Consider the following 23,370-nt stretch of genomic DNA (forward strand, 5'->3'; position numbering starts at 1 on the left):
GCTCACTGCACATTGAGTTTACTCTAGAGAGGCCGCAACGTCGTCAGAGATATCACCGTTGTGATAAACCTCCTGAACATCGTCCAGATCTTCTAAAGCGTCAATCAAACGAAGCAGTTTTGGCGCAGTGTCCACATCCAGTTCTGCTTTCGTTGAAGGGATAAGCGACACTTCGGCGTTTTCCGCCTCAAAACCTGCAGCATCAAGGGCATCTTTTACGAGTCCAAAATCGCTTGGCGCGGTGTAAACATCAATCGAGCCATCTTCTGATGTTTCGATGTCATCAGCGCCACTTTCTAACGCCACTTCCATCACCACATCTTCATCTAAACCTGGGGCGTATGAGATCACGCCTTTCTTGTCGAAAAGATAGTTTACACTACCATCCGTACCCAGATTGCCTCCTGACTTCGAGAACGCATGGCGTACGCCAGATACTGTGCGATTTCGGTTATCCGTCATACATTCGACCATGACCGCAGTGCCACCCGGACCATAACCTTCATAGATTACGGTTTCCATATTGTCATCGCCTTCACCACCAGCACCTCGACTGACAGCGCGGTTGACAGTGTCACGCGTCATGTTGTTAGACAACGCTTTATCAATTGCAGCTCGCAAACGTGGGTTATTTTCTGGCTCACCGCCTCCCTCTTTTGCTGCAACAACGATTTCACGGATTAATTTGGTAAAGATTTTGCCGCGCTTCGCATCTTGCGCTGCTTTACGGTGACGAATATTCGCCCATTTACTATGACCTGCCATAATTCACCTTTTAATGTATTTTGACGCTTAATAGCAAACATGAGCTAAAAAGCGTTGCTTGGGAAATTGCTTTGGAAGTTTCTTGGGTTTATTTAAACAAAAACTCCCGCAGTTGCGGGAGTTTTCTTCAAATTGTTGTGCGCTTATTCTGCGTCTTTTTCTTTCGCTGCAGTCACTGCGATTGCTAGCTCTTCTAGCGCTGTTGGGTTCGCAATGCTTGGTGCGTCTGTCAGTAGACACGCCGCTGCTGTTGTTTTCGGGAATGCAATAACATCACGGATGTTCTCGGTACCACATAGCAGCATCACTAGACGGTCAAGACCGAATGCAAGACCAGCGTGTGGAGGCGTACCGAATTTCAGTGCATCAAGCAGGAAGCCGAACTTAAGCTGTTGCTCTTCAGGAGTGATGCCTAGAATATCAAATACGGCTTCTTGCATATCTGCGTTGTGGATACGAACAGAACCGCCGCCAACTTCGTAACCATTTAGAACCATATCGTAAGCGTTAGAGTTTGCCGCAGCTGGGTTCGCTTTTAGCTCTTCCGCAGTCACACCTAGAGGTGACGTGAATGGGTGGTGCATCGCGTGTAGGTTGCCTTCGTCATCTTCTTCGAACATTGGGAAGTCAACGACCCACAGTGGAGCCCATGCAGATTCGTCAGTTAGCTCTAGATCTTTACCTAGCTTCAGACGCAGTGCGCCCATAGCTTCTGCAACGATACCCGCTTTATCAGCGCCAAATAGGATGATATCACCAGATTCCGCTTGAGTGCGATCTAGGATAGCGTTGATCACGTCTTCGTTTAGGAACTTAGCCACTGGAGACTGGATACCTTCCATGCCTGCAGCACGGTCGTTAACCTTCATCCATGCTAGACCTTTCGCACCGTAGATACCAACGAATTCACCGTAGCCATCAATTTGCTTACGAGTCAAAGATGCACCACCTGGAACGCGAATAACGGCAACGCGACCTTTCTCATCGTTTGCTGGGCCAGAGAATACTTTGAACTCAACGTCTTTCACTAGGTCAGCGACATCAACTAACTCTAACGGGTTACGTAGGTCTGGCTTGTCAGAACCGAAACGGCGAATCGCTTCGCTGAATGGCATTACTGGGAACTGACCTAGGTCTACGTTTAGTAGCTCTTGCCACATATCGCGAACCATGTTTTCCGTCACTTCACGTACTTGCTCAGCCGTCATGAATGACGTTTCGATATCGATTTGAGTGAATTCTGGTTGACGGTCAGCGCGTAAGTCTTCATCACGGAAACACTTAACGATTTGGTAGTAACGGTCAAAACCAGACATCATTAGAAGCTGTTTGAATAGCTGTGGAGACTGAGGAAGCGCGTAGAAGCTGCCTTTGTGAACACGGCTAGGTACTAGGTAGTCACGCGCGCCTTCTGGTGTCGCTTTCGTTAGTACTGGTGTTTCGATATCTAGGAAGCCGTTGTCGTCTAGGAAACGACGAACAAAGCTAGACGCTTTAGCACGTAGCTTGATGCGATCGCTCATTTCAGGACGACGTAGATCTAAGTAACGGTACTTCAGACGTTGCTCTTCAGAGTTCTTTTGGTTGAAATCTAGAGGCAAAACGTCACTGCGGTTGATGATTTCAAGACCTGTCGCAAGGATCTCAACTTCACCTGTTGCCATGTCTTTGTTTGCTTGGCTTTCTGGACGAACGCGTACTTCACCCGTTAGTTTGATACAGAATTCATTACGAAGTGTGTTAGCCACTTCATACGCATCCGCCATATCTGGATCAACAACTACCTGAACGATACCTTCGCGATCTCGCATATCAATAAAAATAAGACCGCCTAAATCACGACGACGGTTAACCCAGCCGCAAAGTTCTACAGTTTGTCCTGCAAGGGACTTGTTCAGGTGACCACAGTAATGGGTACGCATAATGAAATTCCCAATCTCTCAAATGTTGTTAACTACGCTCTGTCAGCCTCATTGCCAAGCAGAGTAAAGATTCAGTTATACGCTGAATGTCCACGAAAATCGACTACTCAACATACAATTACGTGTGTTTTATCATTCACTGGTGCTTTTTAGTACAACAAATGTTCAAAAGCGCACCAAAGCGAAAAAATTGGTGGGGATTATAGCGTGAAATTACCTATTTCAGCAAAACTCTCGTAAAGTATTCACACGAGTAGCAAGCAGTAAAGAATAATGGATAACTTACCTCTTCGACTTGGATTGACGATGTGGTCGCACAATCAATGGCAACAAAGCTTTTACGGCAGCGGGACAAAGCCCGCTGAACGTTTAGAAAAGTATGCACAGGTGTTCCATACCGTGGAAGGCAACACGACATTTTATGCCACGCCGACGCTCAACACGGTGCAAAACTGGAGAGCAGCAACCCACGATGATTTTCGCTTTACTTTCAAACTTCCTAAAGCCATCACTCATGAGCAAATGCTAAGAGGTTGCAGCGAACAACTGAGAGACTTCATGAAAATCATGGAGCCGTTGCATGACCGTGTGGGGCAATGGACAATTCAATTGCCAGCCGCTTTTGGTCCTGAGCACCTTGATCGATTGAAAAAGTTCTGTGCGAGCTTTCCACCTAACTTCCCTCTTGGTGTTGAGGTTCGTCATATGGCATTTTTCTCCAAAGGTGAAGAAGAGCGAGCGCTTAACCAATGGTTAGTAGAAAATAACATTGACCGCATTATTATGGATAGCCGCCCTGTCTTTGCCGCTAAGCCAAACAATGAAGCGATCATTGATGCGCAAATGAAAAAACCAAGAGTACCAGTCCACGCCATTGCTACCGCTTCACACCCTTTGATTCGCTTTATTGGTCATCCAGAAGAACAGCAAAATTACGAGTTTTTTACACCATGGCTCAGCAAGTTGCCGCAATGGATTGCAGAAGGTAAACAGCCGTATGTCATGATCCATACTGCGGACAATATAATTGCGCCGGAGTTGGCAGCCAATCTGTATAAAGACATACAAAAGCGTATAACACTTCCTGACTTAGCCTCTTTCCCGGCTAACGATGGCAACTCGCAGTTGCAGATGTTCTAACGCAACACATGACAGAGGCGTGAAATTCCCATAAAATACGCGCCTTTTTTGGTGCCTGACGTTTTCAGGCGGCTTGTATGCAGAGACTTGGTTATGAACCCTAAGAGCAATCCAGATACTATTTTTTCGGCTCCAATCGATAAAATTGGGGATTTCACGTTCGATGAACGCGTAGCGGAAGTATTTCCTGACATGATTCAACGATCGGTGCCGGGTTACAGCAACATTATTTCTGCAATTGGTATGCTGGCAGAGCGTTTTGTAAAGCCCCACTCAAACATCTATGACCTTGGCTGTTCTTTGGGTGCTGCAACATTGTCTATGCGTCGCCATATCAAACAAGAAGGTTGCCAAATCATCGCAGTGGACAACTCTCCTGCGATGGTTGAGCGTTGTAAACTTCACGTCAACGCGTACCGAAGCGATACTCCTGTAGATGTGGTTGAAGCGGATATTCGTAATATCGATATTGAAAACGCATCAGTTGTCGTACTGAACTTTACTCTGCAATTTCTTTCTCCAGACGATCGTTACGCCCTGCTTGAACGAATCTATGCAGGTCTACGTCCTGGCGGAATTTTGATTTTGTCGGAGAAATTCGTCTTCGAAGATGAAGTGTCAAACGAGCTATTAATTGACCTTCACCACGACTTTAAACGTGCAAATGGTTATAGCGAACTAGAAATCAGCCAAAAGCGCAGCGCGATAGAAAACGTAATGCGCCCAGATTCCAAGAAAGAGCATAAAGAGCGTTTCGCTAAAATTGGCTTTTCTAGCTACGATGTTTGGTTCCAATGCTTTAACTTTGGCTCTATGTTCGCAATTAAATAAACCGTGCATACAAAGGCCCTGAATTACGCCACTTTAGGCTGTTATTTAATAATTTTAATACCATCAACTCAGCGATTAACTAACTATGTTTAACTTTGCAAACTTCTACCAATTGATTGCCCAAGACACACGTCTTCAACCTTGGCTCAATGTGCTACCACAACAGCTAACGGATTGGCAAAATGCAGAGCACGGTGACTTTGGTCGCTGGTTGAAAGCACTGAACAAGATTCCAGAAGGCTCACCGGATCAAATTGATATCAAGAATTCAGTGACCATCAGCAACGACACACCTTTCCATGAAGGTGAGCTAAAGAAATTAGAGAACTTACTTCGTACATTCCACCCATGGCGCAAAGGGCCATACCACGTACACGGCATTCATATTGATACTGAGTGGCGCAGTGACTGGAAATGGGACCGTGTGCTTCCGCATATTTCTCCATTAAAAAACCGCAGCGTACTCGATGTTGGTTGTGGTAACGGCTACCACATGTGGCGCATGCTGGGTGAAGGTGCCCGCTTAACCGTCGGTATCGATCCATCTCACCTGTTCCTAATTCAGTTCGAAGCAATTCGTAAACTAATGGGTGATGACCAACGTGCGCACCTACTGCCGTTGGGTATTGAACAACTACCTAAGTTAGAAGCGTTCGACACGGTATTCAGCATGGGCGTACTTTACCACCGTCGCTCTCCACTGGATCACTTGGTGCAGCTAAAAGATCAATTAGTGTCTGGTGGTGAACTAGTATTGGAAACACTCGTGATTGAAGGTGATGAGAATGCAGTGTTGGTTCCAACTTCTCGTTACGCACAAATGCGTAATGTCTATTTCTTCCCTTCAGCAAAAGCGCTGAAAGTGTGGTTAGAGTTGGTAGGATTTGAAGATGTGCGCATCGTTGATGAAAGCGTCACTTCGGTTGATGAGCAACGTACCACAGATTGGATGACGCATAACTCTCTACCAGACTATCTAGATCCGAACGACCCAAGCAAGACTGTAGAAGGTTACCCTGCCCCTCGCCGCGCGGTTCTTGTCGCTCGCAAACCATAATTCGCTGAGATTCCTGACATTGTCTTAACTCATTTTACGAGTTAAGACATTACCCTCTTTCCTCGTACTGAGCGTGTTTGTTTTTCGAGTCCATTTGTTACATCAAAACATAAGCACGCTCTAAATAAGGATGCGCTTTTATGTCCTTGATTTTTAGCTTTTCATCACTATTCCTCAAACAATAAGTAATAGAGAAACATTCTTACTTGTGAGGCTTTATCGATATGAGCTAAACTCCTAAAAAATAAACAACTTAATCCAATCCCAAGGTTTTCAATGTTATTACGATTGACCCCGATTGTTGCCATCGCCTTACTATCTGGATGCTCACTAACCAAAGGCGAACAGTACCACCAAGAAACGTTAGCGGCTATTCAAACTTCAGAAGCGAATGTCAATAATCGCATTACTAACTTAGAGCTTCAGCTCAGCAACCAATCGGACTATATCGACAGCCTTGAAGAACAAGTCGATAAACTACAGGTTGAACTTCTGACATTTCGTGATGAAGCAATGGCAGAAGTGAAAAAGCCAAAAGAGCCGATTATTGTCCAATCTCCTGCTCCTGTGGAACCAACACCAACTCATGATATTGTCCTTGGCTCAATTGAAAAGGTCACTATCGACTCCATTAAGCAGACTTTTGATGCACGTGTCGACACCGGTGCCGCAACCTCATCTTTAAATGCAGTTGATATTGAAGAGTTCGAAAGAAACGGCAAAAACTGGGTTCGATTCCACCTGGCAGATACCAGTAAATCTGAAGAAGAAAAAAATACTTGGATCGAAGCGCCAGTCATTCGTTACGTAAAAATTCGCCAAGTTACCAGTGAAGAACTAGAACGTCGCGCTGTAGTCGAACTTTGGGTGCGCGTTGGAAAAATTCATGAAAAAGCGCAATTTACGTTGGCAGATCGCTCGCATATGAACCATCCTATTTTACTGGGTAGAGAATTTATGCGCGACATCGCACTTGTCGATGTAAGTCGTACCTATATCCAAACGGACGAAGATAAAAAATAATAAGGTAGATTATGACGTCAAAAATACCGTTTTACCTTTCAATCATCTTATTGGTGATTGCGGGCATTGCTTTGAGTGTTTTCAGACATGAAAACTACGGCGTGCCTTGGACACCAGGCGAAACTCGTCAGGTATGGGATGTAGAGGCACGTATTGAGTTCAATGCTAACGGCAATGAAGTCAAAGCTTCACTCGCAGCACCTCATACACAAAGTGGTTATACGCTTATCGGTGAATCCGCTTCCTCTTCTGGTTATGGCGTTTCCTACATTAATTCTGATTCTGGACGTCGTGCCGAGTGGTCAATTCGTCAGGCCAAAGGTCCTCAAACCATTTACTACAAAGCGCAGTTCTTAGTGGACCCTCAGGCTAAAGTTACGCCTCTACCACCAACTGAAGACATTACGCCACCAACGCTATCAGCGCCACAAGCTGCGGCGGCAAATGCCCTTGTAGAGCGTGCGATGAGTCGTTCTGCCGACAATGTGACCTTTACTCGTGAGCTCATCAAAGCGCTTAATGACCCAGACAGTCAAAACTCATCGCTACTACTGAATGACTTCAGCCGTACTGATGCACTACATAATATTTTGCTTACCGCAGGTATACAGAGCAAAACCGTCGGTGTTATCGAACTAGAAGATGGACGTCGACGCCAAACCATTCAACCAATGGTTCAGGTTTGGTCGGGTAAAGATTGGGTGCTGTTCTCACCAAATTCCGAACAGAAAGCCGTGAAACCAAACTTATTAGTTTGGGATGAGTCGAATGTATCCCTGCTTGATCTTGTTGGTGGTAAAAATAGCCAAGTTCATTTTTCAATGATCAAACAAGAAATGACTCCACAGCAAGCGACGAACAACAAGATAGAAGCTGATGGGCTGCTGAATATTTCAATTCATAGCTTGCCTCTTGAAGAACAAGCGATGTTTAAGACCATCATGCTGATCCCTATCGGTGCCCTTATCGTGGTGTTCTTGCGTGTGATTATCGGTCTAAAAACATCCGGTACTTTCATGCCAGTACTGATTGCTGTTGCGTTTGTTCAAACCCAGCTATTAACGGGTATTGTCGGTTTCTTACTGATCGTTGGCACAGGCTTGATTATTCGAAGTTACTTATCGAGGTTGAACTTACTGCTTGTAGCACGGATATCAGCGGTCATTATTACCGTTATTATGATCATTTCGGTGTTCACAGTAGTCGCATTTAAGATGGGCTTAACGGAAGGCTTAACAATTACGTTCTTCCCTATGATCATCTTGTCATGGACAATTGAACGTATGTCTATCCTATGGGAAGAAGAAGGTGCGAAAGAAGTCGCTCTGCAAGGTGGGGGCTCACTGCTCACCGCAGTATTGGTTTACTTAGCGATGACGAACTCATACATTCAGCACCTAACCTTTAACTTCATTGGTCTACAGTTGATTGTTCTGGCCGGTATTCTATTACTAGGTACTTACACAGGTTACCGTCTAACTGAGTTACGTCGTTTCAAACCACTAGCGGAGGACTAAACGATGTTAGAAAGTTTTACTTCGCCAGCTAAGCTTCGCCATAAAGGCATTATGGGGATGAACAAACGTAACCACAGTTATATCGGCCGTTACAATGATCGTTCTAAATACCCATTAGTTGATGACAAGCTCAAGACTAAAATTATTGCGCAGGCAGCAGGGGCGACCGTCCCTGCCCTGATCGGTGTTATTCATAACCAAGCAGAAGTAAAGACCATCCATAAGATGGTGCAAGATTGGCCTGGTTTTGTTATCAAGCCCGCTCAAGGTAGTGGTGGTAAGGGTATTTTGGTTATTACCTCGCATAAAGATGGGGTCTATACCAAACCTTCCGGCTCTACAATTGGTAAGGATGAAGTTGAACGTCATATCAGTAATGCGCTTGCTGGCCTTTTCTCTCTTGGTGGTAAAAACGACGTCGCAGTCGTTGAGAACCTGATTAAGTTTGATGATTGTTTCGATGGCTTCAGTTATGAAGGTGTGCCTGATGTTCGAATCATCGTATTTAAAGGCTACCCTGTTATGGCAATGATGCGCTGTTCTACGGCGGCGTCGGACGGTAAAGCAAACCTACACCAAGGCGCTGTGGGCGTGGGCATTGATATCGCCACAGGTAAAGCAATCCGAGCGGTGCAATTCGACCATCCAGTCACCCACCATCCGGATACAGGCAAAGACCTTTCTACCCTCCAAGTCCCGCACTGGGAGCGCTTGCTTGAGCTTGCGTCTAGTGCGTGGGAGATGACAGGGTTGGGGTACATGGGCACTGATATGGTGTTAGATAAAGAAGAAGGACCTATGGTTTTAGAGCTCAACGCTCGTCCTGGCTTAGCAATCCAAATCGCTAATGGTGCGGGCTTGCTTCCTCGTTTGAAACACATAGAGAGCCTCGGCACACCTGCCGAGTATCCAAAGCCGATTGAACGTGTCGCCTACGCAGCAGAGCAGTTTGGGGTAAAACCACAGTTCTAATCGCCAATCACAATATCATTCGCCAGTAATTGTTCGGATTGCTGGCGTTTTTGTTTCCGTTTCCAAAACCGTCTACCTACTCATCTTATTAAACAAACTCATCTCACCTATAACTTGAATCAATGATCGAGCTAACAGAATCAACATAGATCGTTTCTTTTCTCCTTTAACTTTTGAGTATGATGAGGTCTCCCCTTACTCAACTTGAGAGGTTGAGAAATGCTAACAAAAGAAACAGATAACGATGAACCAGAGCTTGAAGAACAAGAGAGCTTAGACCAGCATTTACAACGCTTGTCTGAGCTTTCTGTCCAAGCACTTGAAGAGCTTGCTGAAATGATCGATATCAGAGACGATATTTCAGAGGAATAAAACTTAGCCTCCCCGCTAAGTTCTATTAATAAGCCGAGACTGTCGTCCTACAGTCTCGGCTTATTTTATACGCTTTGAAGCCTCCCGCTAACAAATACAAAAACGCCCGCGTTCATTGCGGGCGTTTTGCTAGATTCGGAGTTTACGATTCAAACTCTTCGATCATCTCTTGCGCTTCAGTCTTAGGCTTATCCGTTTGACCAAAACCACGTAGACCAACTACGTGTACGTGCTCATGGTCTTTAAACACCTTACGCACCAACTTGTAGGTAGTCCCTTTCTCTGGGCTGATGTTTTCTGGTGCCGCGATAAGAAGTTGCATATCCAGACGGTCACACAATTCGAACAATGTCGCGATCGATTTCGCATCCAGACGCGCTGCTTCATCCAAGAAGAGTAAACGACAAGGCACAATGTCTTTGCTGCGTAGACGACGAGACTCTTCTTCCCAGCTTTGCACGACCATCAATAGAATTGACTGACCGGTACCGATCGCTTCACCTGTTGATAGTGCGCCAGACTCAGCCTGTAGCCAGCCATCTGTACCACGGTTCACTTCTACACTTAGCTCTAGGTAGTTACGGTAATCCAGTAGCTCTTCACCCAGAACCTGAGGAGAACGTTGACCCATATCGATATGTGGGTTCACACGTTGGAACAGTTTCGCCATTGCTTCAGAGAAGGTAAAGCGAGTCGATTCGAACAGATCTTTATGCTGCTCTTGTTGTGTCGCTAGACCGTTCAGTAGCACTTCGTGACTTTCGCGAATTTTCACGTTTAGACGTACGCCCTTGACCTGACCGAACGAGATGTTCGACAAGCCTTGGTTCAGCATACGAATACGGTTTTGCTCACGCTGAATCGTCTTCTTGATGATGCTCGCTACCGACTCAGAGCTGATCGCTAGGCGGTTTTCACGTTGCGTTAGCTCTTCCGTTAGACGCGCCAGTTCCACTTCCATCTCTTCGATTGCTTCAACTGGGTCATCAGTACGGATGATATCCTGACGAATACGCTCACGAAGGTGTTGGTATACCGCAATGTAGAACAGAACTTTACGCTCTGGGCGAGCGTTGTCTTCAGACAAACGGAGTGCATCACGCAAGTCATCATTGTTTGCAACAGCAAGACGCAGCGCACCCAATGATTTATCCGACATGGAACGCAATTCATCTGCCGACATATACGCCAGTTCACGTTTGTGTAGACGACGCTCAACATCGTTTTCACGCGCTAAGCGAAGTACTGAACACCAACCCGCTTTCGCTGCAACGACAAATTTGCGCAGCTCTGCGTATTCTTTCTGCACTTTCTTCAGACGTTTCGCTAAGCCTTTCATCTCAAGCTCGGTCGACGTTATCGTGCGCTCGTATTCACTCTTACGACTACGTGAAGTATGTAAGCGTTCGTGCAGCTCGTCACGACGGCGCATTGCACGCTCTTCCGCGCCTTCGTCGGCATTTACGCCATACTCTTGCAGCTCTTGTTTGAACTCTTGTACGGTTTCTTGCTTAGCTTGATGCGAACTCTTCAAAGACGCCAATACTTGGTTGTATTGGTTCATTTGTCCTTGTGCTTGCTTCAACTCTTCACGAGAACGAGAACGAGTCTGTTCAGCTTGAATCAACTTCGCTTTGAGCTGCTCACTCAGTTCGCTACTTTTGTTCAGAAGATCAACCGAGTCTGAGTAAGCGAAGTAGTGACGACGTTCAACCAGATCCGAGAGTGCAAAGATTTGCTTCTTAAGATCTTGTAACTGTTCATCTGCTGCTTTGTATTCTGCTTCTAGTGCATCGAATTGCTCTGGGTCAGCATCAAGCGCAGACGCAATATTCTGTAGTTGCGCGACGGCTTTTGCATGATTGTTTAAGAAGTTTTTCGCCTCTGCAAGCTGAGCGATTTTCTCTTCTAGCTCATCAAAACGCGCTTGCAATGATTCATCTTCAACAAGCACCATGTGTGATGCTAGCTTGTCCAGAGAAGACAGTGCTTGCTTGCTGGTTTGAAGCTGAGAGCGTTGCTGCTGCTCTTTTGCATCCAGATCCGCCAGCACGCGAGCGATTTGGTTACGCTTATCACGAATGGTTGCCAGTGCTTGTTCTGGATCGGCGTCAAAAGCAACTTGAATATGGTTAGACACAAATTGGTTAAATGCTTGGTACAAACGCTGCATTTTCTGAGAATCAAACGCCGCTTTAGCGTGTTTCTCTACCACTTCTTCTCGTTCGTTACGCAGCAACTCAAGACGCTGCTCACGTGCTGCACGACCAAACAATGGGATCTCAGGCAAGCGAGAGTAACGCATTTGGCGATCGTTCATGCGAACACAAACCGCGCCCTCTAACTCTTCTGCATCGAACGAGCTGTCATCAAAGGCATCGATGTCACCTTCAATGATGTACAAGTCTTCTGGACAGTCGTCTAGCTCTACCAGTTTCTCTTCGATACCTGACAGGTCAGAAACAACGATAGCGTGACGAGCCGGACCGTACATCGCACTGAAGTAAGGCGCGTCATCAATCGTGATGTCATCGTAGATCTCGGACAGTAATACACCGCCTAAAGTATCAGCCAAACCTTTCAGGCGAGGGTCGTTTGAACCACCAGGAGAAGCAAGACGTTCAATCTCAGTGTCAAGCTGGCTACGGCGCTCAGCAAGCTTATCTTTAGCTAAGGACAGCGCCCTTTCTTGCTCAAGAACAACCTGCATGTGGTTCATTACCGCATGACGATCTTCAAGGTCTGCCCCGCTCTGCTCTCTCAGTTTCTCTAGCGCATCATTAGCCGCAATCCAAGCTGGCGCTATCGCTTCAAGTTTACTGATTTCTGCCGCCGCGTTTTGCTCTAGACGGCGCTGTTCACCACGCTGATCACGAACTTCTTCTTGAGCTATCTCTAGTGATTCGATTTGCATCGCATGACGTTCACGTTCTTGTTCAAACGTAACTTCATCGGTTAGCTCGACGTGATATTGCTTTTTGTATTCAGCAACCAGTTCACGCGCTTGACGTTGCTGATTGAGGCTACGATCAAGATCGCGATGCTGCGCTCGCCATTGCTGTTCGTTTTGTGCAATTTGCTGTGATTCTCGAGCTTTAGCGATTGCCAATTTTGCGTGCTCAGAGGCTTCTTTGCGCTCAACAGGGCCAACGATGCTCTGTACAAGCTTCAATGCAGTATCAAACTGCTCTGCCGCAGCTGATGACATATCGAGCTTATGTTTCACAGACAACAACGTATTGGTATTTTCCGACTCTTTGTTTTTCAGCTCCGCTACTAACGCTTGTGCTGATTCCGCCGTTAGGCTGTCATCGTCAAGTAGCTGCTTCGCTTTCTCCAGCGCTTGAACCGCTTGTTGGTATTGAAGCGCGCGAGTTTGCTGAACGTCAAGAGCTTGCTGGTAATCAGCAAGTTGCGTCTTAAGGCTGTCCACCTCTTCTTCTGCAACGGTCGCTTGCTCTTCAGCCATCATCACGCGTTCTTGCGCTTCTTCCACTACCATCATTTGTTCTTCAAGACGCTCGCTCAGCTCTTCAAGATCTTCTTGGTAGCGTTCGATCTTCTCTTGCTGACGCAGCGCGTTTTGCACCAGTTGCAAGTGATCCGAAGCCGCTTGGTAGTCTTGCTCTAAAGAAGATTCTGATTCGATCAGCAGTTCCAGCTCTTCTTGAACGCGGTTAAGCAGGTTGTTTTGCTCAATCAAGGTCTCGCGAGAACCAAATAACTCTGAACGCAAAGACAGTGTCTGTTCTAGTTTTTTACGACGCTCGTTGGCATGGCGCATATAATCCGCTGCCACGTAGTTGGTCGACTCTGTAATCAAGTGCTTGAACAAGTCACGGTCTGCTTGCGTAGTTTTGATCGCTTCTAGCGTCATGCGGTTTTCACGCAGCGCCGATTCCATATCTTGGAACGCTTTCTTCACACCACCGTTTTGTGGCAGAAGGTAGTCGCGTAGCGAGCGCGTAATCGCACTTGAAATACCACCGTAAAGCGATGCTTCGATCAGACGGTAGAATTTAGAGCGATCACCAGAGTTGCGCAGTTTCTTCGGAATTACACCGAATTCAAACATTTGTGCGTGGTAATCCACGATAGAAGAGAACGCTTTGAACTGAACGCCTTCAAATTCCGCGATTGATTCTTTTACTTCATTGATTTGACGTACACGAGCTTGCGTCGCAGATACGCTTTCAACCAAAATATCTGTTGGTTTTATATGGCTTGGAAGGCCTTGAATAACAAACGGTTTGATGTCTACTTTCTTATCACGACCCGCTACTTGCTGCAGTTTTACTGCAAACAGTAGGCGCTGATTGCGTGAGTTCACCACGTCTAGCGCTGCATAACACGCCCCCGGTTGTAGCTTACCGTACAAACCTTTGTCGCGAGACGATTGGCTGCTGCCCGCTTCTGTGGTGTTACGGAAGTGCAGTAGCGTTTGGTCAGGAATCAATGCGGTGATGAACGCCGCCATTGTGGTTGATTTACCTGCACCGTTACCACCTGATAGCGTGGTGACCAGACCATCGATGTCAAAAGTACGGGCAAAGAAGCCGTTCCAGTTGACCATGGTCAGCGATTGGTATTTACCGCGTTCAATCATGCTCATGCTTCACCCTCTTCTGTTGTTTCTTTTTGGGCTTGGTCGTCTTGATCTTCTTCAGACAATAGGCTGCCTTGGCTTGGCTCTTTGGTGTGCACTACCGCTTCACCATCACGGATCAGACGTAGCTGCGCTTCACGCATATCATCGCCAATACGTACATCGGCACCAAAGCGGAATACCGCTTCACTGATGCTGAATTTACCGGTCTCACCAATGTTGATGATCATGCCTAGGCGGCGTAGACGACGAAGTGACGTGCGTACTTTTTCAAACAGCTTTTCTTTATCAAGGTCAGAACCGGTAGCACGGTTGGTCACCAGCTTCATCAGCTTGTTTTCATCAGCCAGAGCAAGTAGCTCGTCGTACAACTCTTGGTTAGTGAAGATGCCTTCGTGAGCAAGACGCTCTGGGCTTAGATAAAGGAAACACAGTACCTTCCCCACCAGCATATCCAGTTCAGAAAGGACACTACGGCCAATCAGAGACGTTGAACGAGGACGAAGGTAGAAGAAACCTTCTGGCGCTTTCACCAATTCGGTATTGTAGCGCTGGTAGAAAGAAGAAAGCTCAAGTTCGAAATCCGACAACAACGCGTGGTTATCCAGATCTTCACTTGAGATATGACGCCCTGCTCGTAGCATGCTGTCTAGCGCTGGGAACAGAGGGTTAGAGATTGCTTTTGCCAGATTCTCTGACATGTATTCATTAGTATCGGTCGATGACATTCGCTTGTACCTTTGCCCCAAATTCGTTGATCGCTTTCCAGTCCGGTTGAATCGCTTGGTAATCCGATTCTGAATACCCCAGACGTACGGCTTGATCAACGATAATGCGAGCTAAATCAAAATGATGAGTGTAAGGGCGGAGTGCAAGGTAATCTCGCAGTACCACGCTCAAATCGATTGGTGTGCCTTGATCTTTATGCGCTTTTAGCATGTCACCAATTCGTTCAGACAACTCATCATTGACTTGTTGAAACTCTTCGTATTCTACTTCCATCGGAACTTGACCCGTTACCTCGTCATCACGCAGGACTAGGGCCTCATCACGAAGGTCAGAAAGCCTTTCCGCATCTGCATAAGTCAGATACCAAGGCGCATCGAAGTAATCTTTGACGGATTGACGTAGACGCGAGCTAAACGCACGGTTCTTATCCATATCAATTGCAGTACGGATGAACTTGTGCACATGTCGGTCGTAACCAATCCAAAGGTCAATCGCTTGCTGGCCCCAGCTTGTGATTCGATCCAGCTTCATTTGCAGACCAAACAAAGCTTCTTCGATGAACTCCAGCTCAGGATCGCCGTACACAATTTCTTGAATATCTAGGATCTGAGTTTGCAGTTCATCACTGGCGGCTTGCAGCGTATCTTGAAGTTCACGCAACGTGCTTGATGTTTCTGATAGGAGCGCTTCACAGTTGTTGATCGCTTCGCGCCAGTCTTTATTTAGCAGGTCGGCAATTTGTTGTTTTACAGATTGCTGCTGCTCATCCATAACACGCTGGTTAAGATCGATTTGATCGAAGATTTCGCCTACAGAATATTTTAAAACTCCGTATACGTTTTTCTTCCAGTGGCCCGGTGTGCCACCCTTTTGTGCTGCCTCAATCGCTTTCGCCATTTCATCTGCCACCATAGACAGTTGAATAGAAAGGCGCAGTTTCGAGAACTCACGATGACGCACGTAGTAATCCGTAATTCCTATCGCTAAAGGCGACAAGCGGTAAATGCTCGCTCCGTCAGTAATCTCACTGACAAAACGGCTAATAAGGCGCTGCTTGACCATCTCGTTGATGGCGTTGTTCGCACGAAAAGCGGAGGCTTCGCCAGTCTCATCAAATAATCGAGTGACGATGGCAAACGCATCATGCAATTCACCTTCACCCAATTCTTCATCGAACCTTTCATTACTCAGTACGGCAATGGCTATCAAGAATGCCAATCGCTCTGTGGTCAGGTTCAACGAGAAATCGTGCTGCTTAACCCAGCCAACCAACTCATCGATTGGTTGCTCTGCAGCATTGAGAGTCATCTCACTCATTGTTATTCCTGTTTATCGTTCTTTTTAGCCCACACATGAATGTAGCGGCCTAATGAGAGGTATGGCTCTTGTCGACAAAGTTGTTTTTCTAGCGCCAACACATCTTCAAACTCGTAATCGCCCATGTATTGCATATTACCTATGTAATCACTAAATGAGCGGATACCAGATTTGCCACAAATACTAAAGCCTGAATCTTCTATCCATTGGTAGACTTCTTCAGGTTTTAAGCCTTTTTGCGGCTGTAGTTTAAATCTTTTTCGGTGGGGCATGCCGTCTAATATATGAGGAATGTTGCCACAAACCACGTTTTTATAGACTAAACCATGGTGGTTATAGAACATCACTGATGCAATGCCTCCCGGTTTTACTTGTTCTAGTACCGTTTCAAGTGCGGCCTTAGGATCGACCAACCACTCCATGACGGCGTGAAACATAACAAGATCCACCTGTTCATCCATATGCTCACCAATGGATTGGACAGGCGAATGAATCAGGCGATACTGCTCAAGCAAACCGTTTTTTTCAATATCCTGCTTAGCCAACTGCAGCATTTCCGAAGATAGATCACATAAAGCGATTCGATGTCCGAGCTTAGCAAGCTTTTGCGACATTTGTGCCAAACCACCACCAGCATCCAACACCTCTAGGGGTTGCTGGTCAGCATCTAATTCACTTAGAATCTGTAGAAAATCTTCCCACACAATGATTTGGCGGATCTCCCCTTTGTCGGAGCCGTAAATATTTTTTGCAAATTTGTGGGCGATATCGTCGAAATTGCGGTCTTCTGTCACTTCTGCTGAGTTATCATAACGGATTGTGCCGCTATTCTGGCACAAGGAAAGCAGGAATAAAGAGGGGTACCCTCATTTTTATTATCAATTGATGTTTTTTCGGACTATTTATGTATGTTTGAGCTGAAAAAAGTAGTGTCAGCCTTGCTTATGCCACTTCCGGCATTGCTGCTGATAGGCTTGTTGGGTCTTGCTCTCATTAGTTTTACCACAAAACGTAAAACTGGCTGCTTCGTTGTTCTATTCTCTTTTGTTGGCATTTTTCTTGTTGCCTTCCAACCTGTTTCAACCAAGCTTCTTATGCCATTAGAGCGAGAGCATAAAGCCTTTTTGCCAGTTTCTGGCACCATCGACTACGTGATGGTTTTAGGGAATGGTCATGTTATTGATGACGAAATTCCACCCACCTCGCAGTTAAGCCGTGCAGCATTAATGCGCTTAACTGAAGGCATTCGTATTTTAAGAATGTATCCAGGTGCTAAATTAATTTTGTCAGGCTATGCTGGCGGATCTGAAATTAGCCACGCGAGAATGATGGCGAACGTTGCCCTTGCGTTGGGAGTCGCGAAATCCGATATCATTTTATTAGAAGATGCGAAAGATACGTGGGAAGAGGCGCGTCAAGCGGCTGCATTCGTTCAACAAAAGGAGATGGTGTTAGTCACTTCTGCGAGTCACATGAGCCGTGCATTGTATGAGTTCAACGCAGCAGGCATTAAACCAATCCCAGCCCCGACCAACTTCTTAGCTATTAGCGAAATCAGTCAACCTTGGGATAAATACTCACCTAAAGCGCGTTACTTAGAACAAACAGAGCTTTATTGGCATGAGTACTTGGGCAGCATTTGGCAAAGATTGCGTGATACTGTCGGCCAAACACCAATGGTTGAAGCAAAGTAGTACTATCTTGAAACCACAAAAAAGGAGAGCCAAAGCTCTCCTTTTTCTTTTTAAGACTTAGGTTTGTTCAGTTTAATCACCAGCAAACATATAGCCTTCGCCGTGCACCGTCACAAAAATTTGCGGGTTCTTTGGATCAAACTCCATTTTTGCGCGCATACGTCGAATAAGAACATCAATAGTACGATCATTGGGAGCATCAACTCGGTGGCTGATCATATTCAAAATACGCTCGCGACTTAACACCTGGTTAGGGTAAGACGATAACGCCACCAAAAGTTCGTATTCTGCTTTGGTCAATTTTACGGGTTCGCCGTTACGGCTCAGCGCACGACGTTGAATGTCGAATGTCCACTCTCCAAAACGTACAATATGTTCTTCACTGGTTTCGTTCGCTTTCGCGCTACCGCTACGCGCTGCTGAAATACGCCACAGCAAGTTTTTAACGCGAACCAACAATTCCCTCAGTTCAAAAGGTTTTGTCACATAATCGTCAGCGCCCATTTCTAGGCCTACGATTTTATCAATGCTATCCGTGCGTCCTGTTACTAATATGATACCAATATCCGATTGGCTACGTAATTCACGAGTAAGCATCAGGCCGTCTTCACCCGGCAGGTTGATATCCAGCATGATCAGGTCTACATCGCCCGCTTGCAGGACCTCACGCATTTCTGCGCCACTCTCTGCTTCGCTGACTTGGTAACCCTCATTTTGGAAATATCCCGCAAGCTTACTACGAGTTACAACATCATCTTCTACGACTAATACGTGATAGCTCATTTACACCACTTTTCTGTCTTCTTATTATCCAAGACGTATTCTATTCATAACTAGTAACATTTCTAGTCATAGATACATTAAAAAGCAAGATTTAGCGTTTTTATTGATTCAAAACAAGCTTACCCATCGCTATTAATAAACGTTAATTTTTGACCATAAAACATAATAATTATAGTTACTGCTATTCATTTTAATTGATTACACTTAGGGGATATCCCTAATTGACTTTGTGATGCACAACTTGAAGCATCATTCAGGAGCCCAAAATGCAAGAAGTGAAAGCTTTTAATGAAAAACGCGCTGAAATTTACTGGTGGTTTTCGAGCTTGTTCGCAAAAGAGCTAACAGAGAAAGAGCTGGAAGCCTACCACAGTGTTGAAATTCGTAGTTTTCTAGCAGGTTTAGGTGAAAATGAGTCGCTGAAACCAGCCGTTGATAGCCTCGTTGATGCGCTAAACCGATTGCAAGATCGTGAAGACGCTCAATTGGAGCTTGCTGCTGACTTTTGTGAACTGTTTTTGAAGACAGAAAAATACGGCGCTCTTCCTTACGCATCGATGTACATCGGTGAATCAGGTTTGCTGAATGACAAGCCAGCCGAGGAAATGGAAAAGTTGATGGCAGAATTTGGCGTTCAAGTAGATGAAAATCTAAAAGAGCCTGCGGACCACTTAGCCGTTGAACTCGACTTTCTCGGCAACATGATTATCCGCTCAAACGAACTTGAGCAAGAAAAACACATGGAAGAAGCCTTCGTTAAACAAAACGACTTTATCCAGCAACAGTTGATGTCTTGGCTACCTCAGTTTGCAGACAAATGTAAACAATTCGACGAATTTGGGTTCTACTCGAGCGTCGCGAAACTATTAGTTGCATTTTGTAAACTAGACAGCGCTTACCTTATTGGGGAATAATTGCCGCCTATTTTTTAAGGAGCCCGCCTATCGGGCTTCCTGTATACCTGAAATAACTGAATGTAAGTAAGTTGGGTATATTATTCGTTTGCCTTAACTTAGCTCAAAGACGCTTGGTTATTTAGCAGTCAAAATGTGACTTCAAATACACAAATCTCTTGCTGAAAACATTGCTAGTCAGTCCACATAGGGCTAAAATGTGAGCGCAAACGATTAAATATGATTTATATGTAAACCGCTGAAATATAGCGGTTTTTGTGTTTTTTAACAGGTTGATGGCAATTTCTCATCAGATAGAAAAAAGATAAAATTCATCGACCGATGCTGCTACGTACCCTTTTGTCGTACTTGGACCAACCGCTGCCGAGACACTTAGCGCCAACCTTAGATTGCTGGGTGTAAAACCATTAGAGCATTAGGTACATCCAACACGACATATTTCAGTAGCTCGATACAGGACACCATTTATGGCCACTATAAAAGACGTTGCTCGCTTAGCCGGCGTTTCCACTACGACAGTTTCGCACGTTATCAATAAAACGCGTTTCGTTGCAGAAGCAACGCAAGAAAAAGTAATGAAAGCCGTGGACGAGTTGAATTACGCGCCAAGTGCGGTTGCACGCAGCCTAAAGTGCAACTCAACTCGTACTATTGGCATGTTAGTAACGCAGTCAACCAACCTATTCTTCTCAGAAGTGATTGACGGGGTTGAGAGCTACTGTTACCGCCAAGGCTACACTCTGATTCTGTGTAATACGGGTGGGATTTACGAAAAACAACGCGATTACATCCGTATGCTGGCTGAAAAACGTGTTGATGGCATCCTAGTGATGTGTTCTGACTTAACCGAAGAGCTTAAAGAGATGCTTGACCGTCATGCCGACATTCCTAAAGTGGTCATGGATTGGGGTCCAGAAAGCTCACAAGCGGACAAGATCATGGATAACTCAGAAGAAGGTGGCTACATCGCAACCAAACATCTGATCGACAATGGCCATAATGATATTGCTTGTCTAAGCGGTCATTTTGAAAAACTTGCTTGCCAAGAGCGCATTGCAGGTTTCCGTCGCGCGATGAGCGAAGCAAACCTAGCTGTAAATGAAGATTGGATCCTTGAAGGTAACTTTGAATGTGATACGGCCGTATTAGTCGCAGATAAAATTACAGCAATGGACAAACGTCCGACAGCGGTATTCTGTTTTAACGACACAATGGCTCTGGGCCTAATGAGCCGCCTACAACAAAACGGTATCAAAGTTCCTGATGATATTTCAGTGATCGGCTACGACAACATCGAGCTTGCGGAATACTTCTCTCCACCGTTAACAACTATCCACCAACCTAAACGTCGTGTGGGTAAAAATGCGTTCGAGATCCTACTTGAGCGAATCAAAGATAAAGAACACGAAAAGCGAATTTTCGAAATGCAACCTGAGCTTGTAATTCGAAACACCGTGAAGAAAATGAACTAAAATTCGCCAAATATAACGATGTCAAATAAGCGCTCTAAAAGGGCGCTTATTTTTTATCTCTAAATAACTTTTCCCTGACTTAGGTTTGTTAGACAAAAAATCCCGAATCTCTAAGTCTCTGTTTTATATGTAGGTAAATCACACTCCCTCACAACCTCGAGATCATCCCGCCTTATTCTCAAATATGCACAAATATGCGCTTGTCGACACTTTTTATTGAACCAGAATCACACTTTTACGGGTAAAACGTGATGTTAATTCAATATACGAAGTATGCTCACTCTGTCACGCACAGGGCAAACCATTCGAAAGGGTGGGACGCAAAGCCTCCGGCCTGAACCATAGTACTATATGGAAGGTAGCGGGGTTACCGATGGCAAGTGTGCAAGCGATGACTTTACCCTGTAATGACATTGCTTTTGCGCATGTTTGCTACTCTCTCGGACCTGACTTTTGGTGGCGTAATATTAATTACACCGAGATAACAAAACATGGATAAACCGATACTCAAAGACTCTATGAAGCTATTTGAGGCACTTGGTAATATCAAGTCGCGCTCAATGTTTGGTGGCTTCGGACTATTCGCTGATGAAACAATGTTTGCACTAGTTGTAAATAATCAGCTTCATATAAGAGCAGACCAACAAACTTCATCTGACTTCGAGAAACAAGGGCTAAAGCCTTACGTTTATAAAAAACGTGGCTTCCCAGTCGTTACTAAGTACTACGCAATTTCCAACGATTTATGGGAGTCTAGCGAACGCTTAATCGAAGTAGCTAACCAATCGTTGAAAAAGGCAAAGCTTGAAAAAGAACAGCAAGCAACTACAAAGCCTAATCGCTTAAAAGATTTGCCTAACTTACGACTGGCGACTGAACGCATGCTGAAAAAAGCAGGCATTGAGTCAGTAGAAAAACTGGAAGAGGAAGGTGCACTTAACGCTTATAAAGCGATAAGAGATACGCACTCTGCAACCGTCAACATTGAGCTGTTATGGGCACTAGAAGGGGCTATTAACGGTACTCATTGGAGCGTTGTACCTCAAGCTCGCCGAGATGAGTTGATGAATGGCCTCCAATAAAAGTCGGCCTTAAAAACTATCTTGTAAAACCGCAGTCTAATCTGCGGTTTTTTTGTGAAATTTTTTCGACTTTCATTCTGTCTTATTACATATATCCCAAATTGGAATCATAAATATGAATAAGAAACTGATATTAGGCCTAATCCTGGTCGCGATCATTATCTTTTTAGGCGTTAACTTTAGTCAGTATTTAACGTTGGAAAATGCAAAAGCACAACAAGAAGCGCTGACCACATACATCGATCAGAACTTTGTTTTTTCGGCAGCTATTTACTTTTTTGCCTACATTGCAATTACCGCTTTTTCTATTCCTGGGGCAGCTGTGGTTACATTACTTGGTGCGGCTCTATTTGGTTTTTGGACGAGCTTATTACTGGTTTCTTTCGCCAGTACTATGGGTGCAACACTAGCATTTTTAAGCAGCCGATATTTGCTGCGTGACTGGGTACAAAACAAGTTTGGCAATAAGTTAATCGCAATTAACCAAGGTGTCGAAAAAGACGGTGCATTTTATCTATTTTCCTTGCGTCTCATTCCGGTATTCCCTTTCTTTCTTATCAACTTGTTGATGGGCTTAACGCCAATGTCTGTAGGTCGATTTTACCTTACTAGCCAAGTAGGTATGTTGCCAGGCACTGCAGTTTACTTAAACGCCGGTACTCAGTTAGCAACAATTGAAAGCCTGTCAGGCATTATTTCACCTGCGGTATTGGCCTCTTTTGCGTTACTGGGGCTGTTTCCAATCATCACTAAATGGGTTATGAATAAAGTAAGGCCAACACCGAGTCAGCAAAACTCATAATTAGTAAGTGGACGTGTTTAATGAAAATATTCATTGCTAAAAACCCAGCAGAAGCGCATATCGTGTGCGAATTATTGAAAACCGAGCAAGTCTACTGTGAAGTCCGCGGAGAAGGTATTTTCGGTTTAAAAGGAGAGCTGCCGTTTAGTGATGATACCGATCCTTATGTCTGGCTTTTTGACGCCAAACAACAAGTAAAAGCAGAAGGGATAGTACAAGCCTACCGCAAACAATCCGATGGAAATGAGTATCAAGATTGGCAGTGCCCGAAGTGCCATGAGGTAAACGAGGGGCAGTTTGGTGCTTGTTGGCAATGTGGACATCAAATAGGGGAGCCTTAATAACTCCCCTACTCCTACTCAATCGATTTAT

20 protein-coding genes and 1 riboswitch are annotated in these 23,370 nt (G+C 45.2%); of the genes, 13 read left to right on the forward strand and 7 right to left on the reverse strand.

Annotated features, from left to right (window positions below; translation table 11 throughout):
* Positions 1–18 precede the first annotated feature (18 nt).
* Positions 19–765: a YebC/PmpR family DNA-binding transcriptional regulator gene (locus tag FKN08_RS07220; RefSeq protein WP_012841981.1), complete on the reverse strand. Its 747-nt coding sequence runs from the start codon at positions 763–765 to the stop codon at positions 19–21.
* Between the two features lie 143 nt (positions 766–908).
* A complete protein-coding gene (aspS, locus tag FKN08_RS07225; RefSeq protein WP_170891645.1) occupies positions 909–2,687 on the reverse strand; it encodes an aspartate--tRNA ligase in 1,779 nt (592 codons plus the stop codon).
* 273 nt (positions 2,688–2,960) lie between these two features.
* On the opposite strand from aspS, the gene FKN08_RS07230 reads away from it, so the two are divergent.
* The 7 genes from FKN08_RS07230 (at position 2,961) to FKN08_RS07260 (ending at position 9,599) form a co-directional block, all read left to right on the forward strand.
* Positions 2,961–3,827 carry a DUF72 domain-containing protein gene (locus tag FKN08_RS07230; RefSeq protein WP_170891646.1) on the forward strand — a complete coding sequence of 289 codons (867 nt, stop codon included), beginning with the start codon at positions 2,961–2,963 and terminating at the stop codon, positions 3,825–3,827.
* Positions 3,828–3,920: 93 nt separating this feature from the next.
* Positions 3,921–4,658: a carboxy-S-adenosyl-L-methionine synthase CmoA gene (gene cmoA / locus FKN08_RS07235; protein ID WP_012841984.1), complete on the forward strand. Its 738-nt coding sequence runs from the start codon at positions 3,921–3,923 to the stop codon at positions 4,656–4,658.
* Positions 4,659–4,743: 85 nt separating this feature from the next.
* Complete coding sequence (gene cmoB / locus FKN08_RS07240) at positions 4,744–5,715, forward strand: tRNA 5-methoxyuridine(34)/uridine 5-oxyacetic acid(34) synthase CmoB (RefSeq protein ID WP_167426749.1); 972 nt, start codon at positions 4,744–4,746, stop codon at positions 5,713–5,715.
* A 276-nt stretch (positions 5,716–5,991) separates the two neighbouring features.
* Positions 5,992–6,738, forward strand: a complete 747-nt coding sequence (locus tag FKN08_RS07245; protein ID WP_012841986.1) for an ATP-dependent zinc protease — start codon at positions 5,992–5,994, stop codon at positions 6,736–6,738.
* An 11-nt stretch (positions 6,739–6,749) separates the two neighbouring features.
* Entirely contained in the window at positions 6,750–8,255 is a 1,506-nt protein-coding gene (locus FKN08_RS07250) for an inactive transglutaminase family protein (RefSeq protein ID WP_005390741.1), read from the forward strand.
* A 3-nt stretch (positions 8,256–8,258) separates the two neighbouring features.
* Entirely contained in the window at positions 8,259–9,227 is a 969-nt protein-coding gene (locus FKN08_RS07255) for an alpha-L-glutamate ligase-like protein (protein WP_161446152.1), read from the forward strand.
* Positions 9,228–9,446: 219 nt separating this feature from the next.
* Complete coding sequence (locus FKN08_RS07260) at positions 9,447–9,599, forward strand: hypothetical protein (RefSeq protein WP_005390736.1); 153 nt, start codon at positions 9,447–9,449, stop codon at positions 9,597–9,599.
* 142 nt (positions 9,600–9,741) lie between these two features.
* Here FKN08_RS07260 and mukB read toward each other — a convergent pair whose 3' ends face one another.
* From mukB to cmoM, 4 genes are read right to left on the reverse strand one after another with little or no spacing between them, the layout of a single operon-like run.
* Positions 9,742–14,205 (reverse strand): chromosome partition protein MukB, encoded by a 4,464-nt coding sequence (mukB, locus tag FKN08_RS07265; protein WP_170891704.1) that lies wholly within the window; start codon positions 14,203–14,205, stop codon positions 9,742–9,744.
* Positions 14,206–14,207: 2 nt separating this feature from the next.
* The gene (mukE, locus tag FKN08_RS07270) at positions 14,208–14,933 is read right to left on the reverse strand and encodes a chromosome partition protein MukE (RefSeq protein WP_170891647.1); all 726 of its coding nucleotides are present in this window, start codon (positions 14,931–14,933) and stop codon (positions 14,208–14,210) included.
* Positions 14,914–16,251 carry a chromosome partition protein MukF gene (gene mukF / locus FKN08_RS07275; protein ID WP_170891648.1) on the reverse strand — a complete coding sequence of 446 codons (1,338 nt, stop codon included), beginning with the start codon at positions 16,249–16,251 and terminating at the stop codon, positions 14,914–14,916. Before mukF ends, mukE begins: the two co-directional genes overlap by 20 nt.
* Positions 16,252–16,253: 2 nt before the next feature.
* Positions 16,254–17,045, reverse strand: coding sequence for a tRNA uridine 5-oxyacetic acid(34) methyltransferase CmoM (gene cmoM / locus FKN08_RS07280; RefSeq protein ID WP_012841987.1), 792 nt, complete (start codon positions 17,043–17,045; stop codon positions 16,254–16,256).
* A gap of 114 nt (positions 17,046–17,159) precedes the next feature.
* Between cmoM and elyC the strand changes: the two genes are divergently transcribed.
* Positions 17,160–17,945: an envelope biogenesis factor ElyC gene (gene elyC, locus FKN08_RS07285; RefSeq protein WP_170891649.1), complete on the forward strand. Its 786-nt coding sequence runs from the start codon at positions 17,160–17,162 to the stop codon at positions 17,943–17,945.
* A 72-nt stretch (positions 17,946–18,017) separates the two neighbouring features.
* Here elyC and torR read toward each other — a convergent pair whose 3' ends face one another.
* Positions 18,018–18,728 (reverse strand): two-component system response regulator TorR, encoded by a 711-nt coding sequence (torR, locus tag FKN08_RS07290; protein ID WP_005390726.1) that lies wholly within the window; start codon positions 18,726–18,728, stop codon positions 18,018–18,020.
* A gap of 266 nt (positions 18,729–18,994) precedes the next feature.
* Here torR and torD point away from each other — a divergent pair, with 266 nt between their 5' ends.
* The 5 genes from torD (at position 18,995) to FKN08_RS07315 (ending at position 23,339) form a co-directional block, all read left to right on the forward strand.
* The gene (torD, locus tag FKN08_RS07295) at positions 18,995–19,642 is read left to right on the forward strand and encodes a molecular chaperone TorD (RefSeq protein ID WP_134646941.1); all 648 of its coding nucleotides are present in this window, start codon (positions 18,995–18,997) and stop codon (positions 19,640–19,642) included.
* Between the two features lie 467 nt (positions 19,643–20,109).
* Positions 20,110–21,114: an HTH-type transcriptional repressor PurR gene (gene purR / locus FKN08_RS07300; RefSeq protein WP_170891650.1), complete on the forward strand. Its 1,005-nt coding sequence runs from the start codon at positions 20,110–20,112 to the stop codon at positions 21,112–21,114.
* Positions 21,115–21,399: 285 nt separating this feature from the next.
* A riboswitch (cyclic di-GMP riboswitch) is annotated at positions 21,400–21,489 on the forward strand.
* 116 nt (positions 21,490–21,605) lie between these two features.
* Entirely contained in the window at positions 21,606–22,196 is a 591-nt protein-coding gene (locus tag FKN08_RS07305; protein WP_005390721.1) for a TfoX/Sxy family DNA transformation protein, read from the forward strand.
* Positions 22,197–22,311: 115 nt separating this feature from the next.
* The gene (locus FKN08_RS07310; protein WP_046874737.1) at positions 22,312–22,998 is read left to right on the forward strand and encodes a TVP38/TMEM64 family protein; all 687 of its coding nucleotides are present in this window, start codon (positions 22,312–22,314) and stop codon (positions 22,996–22,998) included.
* A gap of 20 nt (positions 22,999–23,018) precedes the next feature.
* A complete protein-coding gene (locus FKN08_RS07315) occupies positions 23,019–23,339 on the forward strand; it encodes a hypothetical protein (RefSeq protein ID WP_005390719.1) in 321 nt (106 codons plus the stop codon).
* Positions 23,340–23,370: the final 31 nt, after the last annotated feature.

It is taken from the genome of Vibrio sp. 1-2 (7-a) (genome assembly GCF_013048515.1).
Classification (GTDB): domain Bacteria; phylum Pseudomonadota; class Gammaproteobacteria; order Enterobacterales; family Vibrionaceae; genus Vibrio; species Vibrio diabolicus.

What these genes read in the sequence shown, in the direction of transcription:
- FKN08_RS07305 (WP_005390721.1), top strand. Translation starts at nt 21,606, where the DNA reads ATGGATAAACCGATACTCAAAGACTCTATGAAGCTATTTGAGGCACTT.
- mukB (WP_170891704.1), bottom strand. Translation starts at nt 14,205, where the DNA reads ATGATTGAACGCGGTAAATACCAATCGCTGACCATGGTCAACTGGAAC.
- mukE (WP_170891647.1), bottom strand. Translation starts at nt 14,933, where the DNA reads ATGTCATCGACCGATACTAATGAATACATGTCAGAGAATCTGGCAAAA.
- FKN08_RS07260 (WP_005390736.1), top strand. Translation starts at nt 9,447, where the DNA reads ATGCTAACAAAAGAAACAGATAACGATGAACCAGAGCTTGAAGAACAA.
- FKN08_RS07245 (WP_012841986.1), top strand. Translation starts at nt 5,992, where the DNA reads ATGTTATTACGATTGACCCCGATTGTTGCCATCGCCTTACTATCTGGA.
- torR (WP_005390726.1), bottom strand. Translation starts at nt 18,728, where the DNA reads ATGAGCTATCACGTATTAGTCGTAGAAGATGATGTTGTAACTCGTAGT.
- elyC (WP_170891649.1), top strand. Translation starts at nt 17,160, where the DNA reads ATGTTTGAGCTGAAAAAAGTAGTGTCAGCCTTGCTTATGCCACTTCCG.
- purR (WP_170891650.1), top strand. Translation starts at nt 20,110, where the DNA reads ATGGCCACTATAAAAGACGTTGCTCGCTTAGCCGGCGTTTCCACTACG.
- cmoB (WP_167426749.1), top strand. Translation starts at nt 4,744, where the DNA reads ATGTTTAACTTTGCAAACTTCTACCAATTGATTGCCCAAGACACACGT.
- FKN08_RS07250 (WP_005390741.1), top strand. Translation starts at nt 6,750, where the DNA reads ATGACGTCAAAAATACCGTTTTACCTTTCAATCATCTTATTGGTGATT.
- cmoA (WP_012841984.1), top strand. Translation starts at nt 3,921, where the DNA reads ATGAACCCTAAGAGCAATCCAGATACTATTTTTTCGGCTCCAATCGAT.
- FKN08_RS07220 (WP_012841981.1), bottom strand. Translation starts at nt 765, where the DNA reads ATGGCAGGTCATAGTAAATGGGCGAATATTCGTCACCGTAAAGCAGCG.
- FKN08_RS07315 (WP_005390719.1), top strand. Translation starts at nt 23,019, where the DNA reads ATGAAAATATTCATTGCTAAAAACCCAGCAGAAGCGCATATCGTGTGC.
- FKN08_RS07230 (WP_170891646.1), top strand. Translation starts at nt 2,961, where the DNA reads ATGGATAACTTACCTCTTCGACTTGGATTGACGATGTGGTCGCACAAT.
- mukF (WP_170891648.1), bottom strand. Translation starts at nt 16,251, where the DNA reads ATGAGTGAGATGACTCTCAATGCTGCAGAGCAACCAATCGATGAGTTG.
- torD (WP_134646941.1), top strand. Translation starts at nt 18,995, where the DNA reads ATGCAAGAAGTGAAAGCTTTTAATGAAAAACGCGCTGAAATTTACTGG.
- FKN08_RS07310 (WP_046874737.1), top strand. Translation starts at nt 22,312, where the DNA reads ATGAATAAGAAACTGATATTAGGCCTAATCCTGGTCGCGATCATTATC.
- aspS (WP_170891645.1), bottom strand. Translation starts at nt 2,687, where the DNA reads ATGCGTACCCATTACTGTGGTCACCTGAACAAGTCCCTTGCAGGACAA.
- FKN08_RS07255 (WP_161446152.1), top strand. Translation starts at nt 8,259, where the DNA reads ATGTTAGAAAGTTTTACTTCGCCAGCTAAGCTTCGCCATAAAGGCATT.